This window comes from Sphingosinicella sp., from assembly GCF_052387495.1.
Taxonomy (GTDB): Bacteria; Pseudomonadota; Alphaproteobacteria; order Sphingomonadales; family Sphingomonadaceae; genus Allosphingosinicella.
In genome coordinates this window covers 1-5,495 of record NZ_JBQTJC010000210.1, presented here as the reverse complement: position 1 = coordinate 5,495, position 5,495 = coordinate 1, and the positions used below count along the sequence as shown (strand labels likewise).

The following is a 5,495-nucleotide window of genomic DNA, read 5'->3' as shown; positions in this document are numbered from 1 at the left end:
GGCGGCAGCGCTTGGCCGCCCGGAGCCGGGCCGCCGAGGCCGCCGAGCGCGCCCATGCCGCCACCGCCGAACATCGCGCCCAGCTTGGCGAGGCCGCCCATCTTCCTGATCTTCTTCATCGCGGTCGCCATTTCCTGGTGCATCTTGAGCAGGCGGTTGACCTCCTGCACGGTCGTTCCCGAACCCTTGGCGACGCGGATCTTGCGTTTGGCGTTCATCAGCTCGGGCTTGCCCCGCTCCTTCGGCGTCATCGAGGTGATGATCGCGTCGAGCCGGCCCAGCACATTGCCTTCGAGCACGCCGCTCTCGTTCACCTGGTTCTTGAGCTTACCTATGCCGGGCAGCATCCCGGCGAGCGCGCCGAGGCCGCCCATGCGCTGCATCTGCTGGAGCTGGGCGCGCAGATCGTTGAGATCGAACTGACCCTTGGCCATCTTCCTGGCCAGCGCCTCGGCCTCTTCGGCCTTGATCGTCTCCTGCGCCCGCTCGACGAGGGAGACGACGTCGCCCATGCCGAGGATGCGGCCCGCCACCCGCTCGGGATGGAAAGCTTCGAGCTTGTCGATCCCCTCACCGACGCCGGCGAACTTGATCGGTCGGCCGGTGACCGCGCGCATCGAGAGCGCCGCGCCGCCGCGGGCGTCGCCGTCCATGCGGGTGAGGACGACGCCAGTCAGGTCGATCTGGTCGACGAAGCTCTTGGCGACATTGACCGCGTCCTGGCCGGTCAGCGCGTCGGCGACGAGCAGCACCTCCCGCGGCCCGGACGCCTCGGCCACCGCCTTCATCTCGTCCATCAAAGCCTGATCGACGTGGAGACGGCCGGCCGTGTCGAGCATCAGCACGTCGAAGCCCTGCAACTTCGCGGCGTTGAGCGCGCGCCGCGCGATGTCGACGGGCTGCTGGCCGGGAACGATCGGGAGGGTCGCGACCTCGGCCTGGCGGCCGAGCACGGCGAGCTGCTCCTGCGCGGCGGGGCGGGCGACGTCGAGCGACGCCATCAACACCTTCTTGCGCTCCTTGTCCTGCAGGCGCTTGGCGAGCTTGGCGGTGGTCGTGGTCTTGCCCGAGCCCTGCAGGCCGACCATCATGATCACCGCGGGGGGCGCGACGGCGAGATCGAGCCCCGCCTCCTCGCTGCCCAGCATCTCGACCAAGGCGTCGTGGACGATCTTGACGACCTGCTGGCCGGGGGTGACCGAGCGCAGCACCTGCTGGCCGACCGCCTCTTCGGTCGCTTTGTCGACGAAGGTGCGGACGACGGGGAGCGCGACATCGGCCTCGAGCAGGGCGATCCGCACCTCGCGCATCGCCGCGCGCACGTCCGCCTCGGTCAGGGCGCCGCGGCCGCGCAGGCGGTCGAATACGCCGGAGAGGCGATCGCCCAGACTTTCGAACATCAAGTCGCTCCTACCTCGCCTCGCAGGCCCCAAACGCAAAAGCGCCGGCGGGCGAAACCTCGCCGGCCAGCGCGCGCGCGTGGCGCTTCAGCACTCGTCCCGTTCGGGATGGCGGCGACATAGTCGCTGAGAGTGGGGAAGGCAAGGTGGACTTGGCGCCTCCCCCACCCTAGATCGCGCGCACCATGACCCGGTTCCGCAAGATGCATGGCCTTGGCAATGACTTCGTCATTCTCGACGCGCGAGAGGGGGCGGTGGCGATGGATGCGTCGCGGGCGCGCCGCATCGCCGATCGGCGGACGGGCGTGGGCTGCGACCAGGTGATCCTGCTCGAGCCGTCGGAGATCGCCGACGTCCGGATGCGAATCTGGAATGCGGACGGCGGCGAGGTCGAGGCCTGCGGTAATGCGACGCGCTGCGTGGCTTTGCTGGGCGCAGAGACGATCGAGACCAAGGCCGGCGTGCTTTCAGCGAAGGCGAACGGGGCCTCGGCGACGATCGACATGGGCGCGCCGAAATTCGGCTGGGAGGATATCCCACTCGCTTACGCGATGGACACGGCGGCGATGCCGGTCGGCTGGGAGAATTTGCAGGAGCCGTTCGCGGTCAATGTCGGCAATCCGCATGTCGTGTTCTTCGTGCGCGATGCCGACGCGGTCGATCTTGCCCGGCTGGGCCCGATCATAGAGCGCGACCCGCTCTTTCCCGAGCGGGTCAACGTCAACACTGCCTCGCTCGAGGGGGACGCGATCCGGCTCCATGTCTGGGAGCGCGGCGCGGGCCTGACCCAGGCCTGCGGCACCGGCGCCTGCGCGACCGCGGTGGCGGCGATCCGGCAGAAGCTGGTGGAAAGCCCGGTCGAGGTGCGGCTTCCGGGCGGTGCGCTGATCATCGACTGGGCGCCGGGCGGGACGATCAGGATGACCGGACCCGCCACCCACGTCTTCTCCGGCGAGCTGCCGGCATGAGCGGGCCGGAGGTGATCACGCTGGGCTGCCGCCTCAATGCCGCCGAGAGCGAGGCGATGCGGGCGCTTGCCGCCGACGCCGACGATCTCGTCATCATCAACAGCTGCGCCGTCACCAACGAGGCGGTGCGCCAGACCCGCCAGGCGATCCGCAAGGCCAAGCGCGCGCGGCCCGGGGCGCGGGTGTTCGTCACCGGCTGCGCGGCGCAGGTCGAGCCGGAAACGTTCGCGCGCATGCCCGAGGTTGATCGGGTGCTGGGCAACCGGGAGAAGTTCGATCCGACGTCATTCCGGCGAAGGCCGGAATCTCAGGGGGGCAGGGCCGAGCTTTTCCGGCTTGGGATCCCGGCCTTCGCCGGGATGACGGACAGGGTCCGCGTCTCGGACATTATGGCGGTGCGCGAGACGGCGCCGCATCTCGTCGCCGGCTTTTCGGAGCGCGCGCGGGCGTTCGTCGAGGTGCAGAACGGCTGCGACCATCGCTGCACCTTCTGCATCATCCCTTATGGCCGCGGAAACAGCCGCTCGGTGCCGGCCGGGCTGGTGGTGGAGCGGATCAAGGCGCTCGCCGGCGAAGGCTTTTGCGAGGTCGTGCTGACCGGGGTCGATGTGACCAGCTACGGCCCGGATCTGCCGGGCGCGCCGACCTTAGGGCAGCTCGTCGAGCGGATTTTGAAGCACGTGCCGGAGCTGCCGCGGCTGCGCCTCTCCTCGCTTGACTGTATCGAGCTCGACGAACGGCTGTTCGAGCTCGCCGCCCATGAGCCGCGGTTCATGCCGCACCTCCATATGAGCTTTCAGGCCGGCGACGACCTCGTGCTGAAGCGGATGAAGCGGCGGCACAGCCGGGCGCAGGCGGTGGAAACGGTGGCCCGGCTGAAGGCGGCGCGCCCCGGGATCGCGATCGGCGCCGACCTCATCGCCGGCTTCCCGACCGAGAGCGACGCGGCCCACGAAAATTCGCTGCGCCTGATCGACGAGTGCGACATCGTGATGGGCCATATCTTCCCCTTCTCGCAGAAGCGGGGCACGCCGGCCGCGCGCATGCCGCAGGTGCCGCCGCCGATCGTCAAGGCGCGCGCGCGGCGGCTCCGCGAGGCCTGCGCCCGGCGCAAGGCGGCGTGGCTGGCGGGGCTGGTCGGAACGCGCCAGCGGGTGCTGGTCGAGAAGGATGGCCGCGGCCACGCCGAGAATTTCGCGCCGGTCCGGATCGATCGGGCTCCGGACGGCGAGATCGTCGAGGCGGTCGTCACCGCTTTTGAGGGCGACATGCTGATCGGAGCCCCCGCGTGAGCGACGCGACCTGGCTCGATCGCATGCGGCTCGGTTTCTCGAAGACCTCGGACCGGCTCGGCGACAATCTCACGGGCCTGTTCACGAAGGCGGCGCTCGACGAGGCGACGCTGGACGGGATCGAGGAGGCCCTGGTCGCCTCCGACCTCGGCCCGGCCACCGCGGCCAAGGTCCGCGCGCGGCTCGCCGAGGAGCGCTTCGAGCGCGGCGTGGACGAAGCGAGCGTGCGCCGGGTCGTCGCCGACGAGCTGGAGAAGATCCTCGCGCCCGTCGCCGAGCCGCTGGAGATCGACGCCTTCCCGCGCCCGCAGGTGATCCTCGTCGTCGGGGTCAACGGCTCGGGCAAGACGACGACGATCGCCAAGCTCGCCCACCTCTTCCAGGAGCAGGATTATTCGGTGCTGCTCGCCGCCGGCGACACCTTCCGCGCCGCGGCGATCGAGCAGCTCCAGATCTGGGCCGACCGCGCCGGCGTGCCGGTGATGAAGGGCCCGGAAGGCTCGGACAGCAGCGCGATCGTCTATGACGGGGTCAAGAAGGCGACCGCCGAGGGGATCGACGTGCTGATCGTCGACACGGCGGGTCGGCTGCAGAACAAGAAGGACCTGATGGACGAGCTCGCCAAGATTCGCCGCGTGCTGGGACGCCTCAACCCGGCCGCGCCGCACGACGTCGTGCTCGTCCTCGATGCGACCACGGGACAGAATGCGTTGGGCCAGATCGAGGTGTTCCGCGAGGTGGCGGGCGTCACCGGCCTGGTGATGACCAAGCTCGACGGCACGGCGCGTGGCGGGGTGATGGTCGCGGCGGCGGACAGATACGGCCTGCCGATCCACGCCATCGGCGTCGGCGAGGGGATGGACGATTTCCGCCCCTTCGATGCGGCCGAGGCGGCGCGGGCAATCGCGGGAGTGCGCGAATGAACGTCAAAACCAGGGCCGGCGAAGCGAAGGGGCCGAGCGCGGGCGCGCGGCTCCTGATCGACCTTGGGCCGCTGATCGTCTTCTTCGTCGCCAATTTCTTCGCGCCGGTGCCCGACTCCCTGAAGATCTTCGTCGCCACCGGGGCCTTCATGATCGCGATGATGGCGGCGATGCTGTTCTCGCAAATCCGCTACCGGCACATCTCGGCCTTGCTCTGGTTCTCGGGGCTGATGGTGGTCGTGCTCGGCGGCCTCACTATCTGGCTGCACAACGAAACCTTCATCAAGATCAAACCGACCATCTATTACAGCCTGGTCGCGGCTTTGCTGATCTTCGGCATGGCCACCGGCCGCAACCTGCTCAAGCTCGTCCTGGGCAGCGCTTATCCTGGCCTGTCCGACCGCGGCTGGCAATTGCTCACCCGCAACTGGGCGGCCTTCTTTCTCGCGATGGCGGTGGTCAACGAGGCGGTCTGGCGCACCACCACGACCGACTTCTGGGTCTCGTTCAAGCTCTGGGGGGCGCTGCCCGCCACCTTCCTGTTCGCGCTCGCCAACGTGCCGATGCTGATGCGGCACGGCCTCGCCACCGAGGAAGCGGCCGAGGAGCCGCCGATCCCGCCGACGCAATAAAGAAAGCGAGCTCATGGACTCGGTCATCTCGATCAAGGGTCTCTCGAAGACCTATGCCTCGGGCCTCGAGGCGCTGAAGCCGCTCGACCTCGACATCGAGCGCGGCGAGATTTTCGCTTTGCTGGGGCCGAACGGCGCCGGCAAGACGACGATGATCTCGATCGTCTGCGGCATCGTCACGCCGAGCGCGGGGACGGTGACCGTCGACGGCTTCGACCACCAGCGCGACTATCGCCAGACCCGACGGCGAATCGGGCTGGTGCCGCAGGAACTGCACACC

General features: G+C 69.0%; 6 protein-coding genes. 5 read left to right on the top strand and 1 reads right to left on the bottom strand.

The genetic code is table 11. The features are described from left to right. Positions 1-1,400: signal recognition particle protein (gene ffh / locus ACT4N8_RS11730; protein WP_444858308.1), on the bottom strand; the 1,400-nt coding region annotated here is incomplete at its 3' end. 185 nt (positions 1,401-1,585) lie between these two features. Between ffh and dapF the strand changes: the two genes are divergently transcribed. The 5 genes from dapF to ACT4N8_RS11705 form a co-directional block, all read left to right on the top strand. After that, positions 1,586-2,368: a diaminopimelate epimerase gene (dapF, locus tag ACT4N8_RS11725; protein ID WP_444858307.1), complete on the top strand. Its 783-nt coding sequence runs from the start codon at positions 1,586-1,588 to the stop codon at positions 2,366-2,368. Next, positions 2,365-3,660, top strand: coding sequence for a tRNA (N(6)-L-threonylcarbamoyladenosine(37)-C(2))-methylthiotransferase MtaB (mtaB, locus tag ACT4N8_RS11720; protein ID WP_444858306.1), 1,296 nt, complete (start codon positions 2,365-2,367; stop codon positions 3,658-3,660). The genes dapF and mtaB overlap by 4 nt, the downstream gene beginning before the upstream one ends. Positions 3,661-3,683: 23 nt before the next feature. After that, positions 3,684-4,583, top strand: a complete 900-nt coding sequence (ftsY, locus tag ACT4N8_RS11715; protein ID WP_444858309.1) for a signal recognition particle-docking protein FtsY — start codon at positions 3,684-3,686, stop codon at positions 4,581-4,583. Beyond that, on the top strand, positions 4,580-5,215 hold the full coding sequence (locus tag ACT4N8_RS11710) for a septation protein A (RefSeq protein ID WP_444858305.1): 636 nt from the start codon (positions 4,580-4,582) through the stop codon (positions 5,213-5,215). The genes ftsY and ACT4N8_RS11710 overlap by 4 nt, the downstream gene beginning before the upstream one ends. Before the next feature lie 13 nt (positions 5,216-5,228). Continuing rightward, positions 5,229-5,495: ATP-binding cassette domain-containing protein (locus ACT4N8_RS11705; RefSeq protein WP_444858304.1), on the top strand; the 267-nt coding region annotated here is incomplete at its 3' end.

What these genes read in the sequence shown, in the direction of transcription:
- ftsY (WP_444858309.1), top strand. Translation starts at nt 3,684, where the DNA reads ATGCGGCTCGGTTTCTCGAAGACCTCGGACCGGCTCGGCGACAATCTC.
- dapF (WP_444858307.1), top strand. Translation starts at nt 1,586, where the DNA reads ATGACCCGGTTCCGCAAGATGCATGGCCTTGGCAATGACTTCGTCATT.
- ACT4N8_RS11710 (WP_444858305.1), top strand. Translation starts at nt 4,580, where the DNA reads ATGAACGTCAAAACCAGGGCCGGCGAAGCGAAGGGGCCGAGCGCGGGC.
- mtaB (WP_444858306.1), top strand. Translation starts at nt 2,365, where the DNA reads ATGAGCGGGCCGGAGGTGATCACGCTGGGCTGCCGCCTCAATGCCGCC.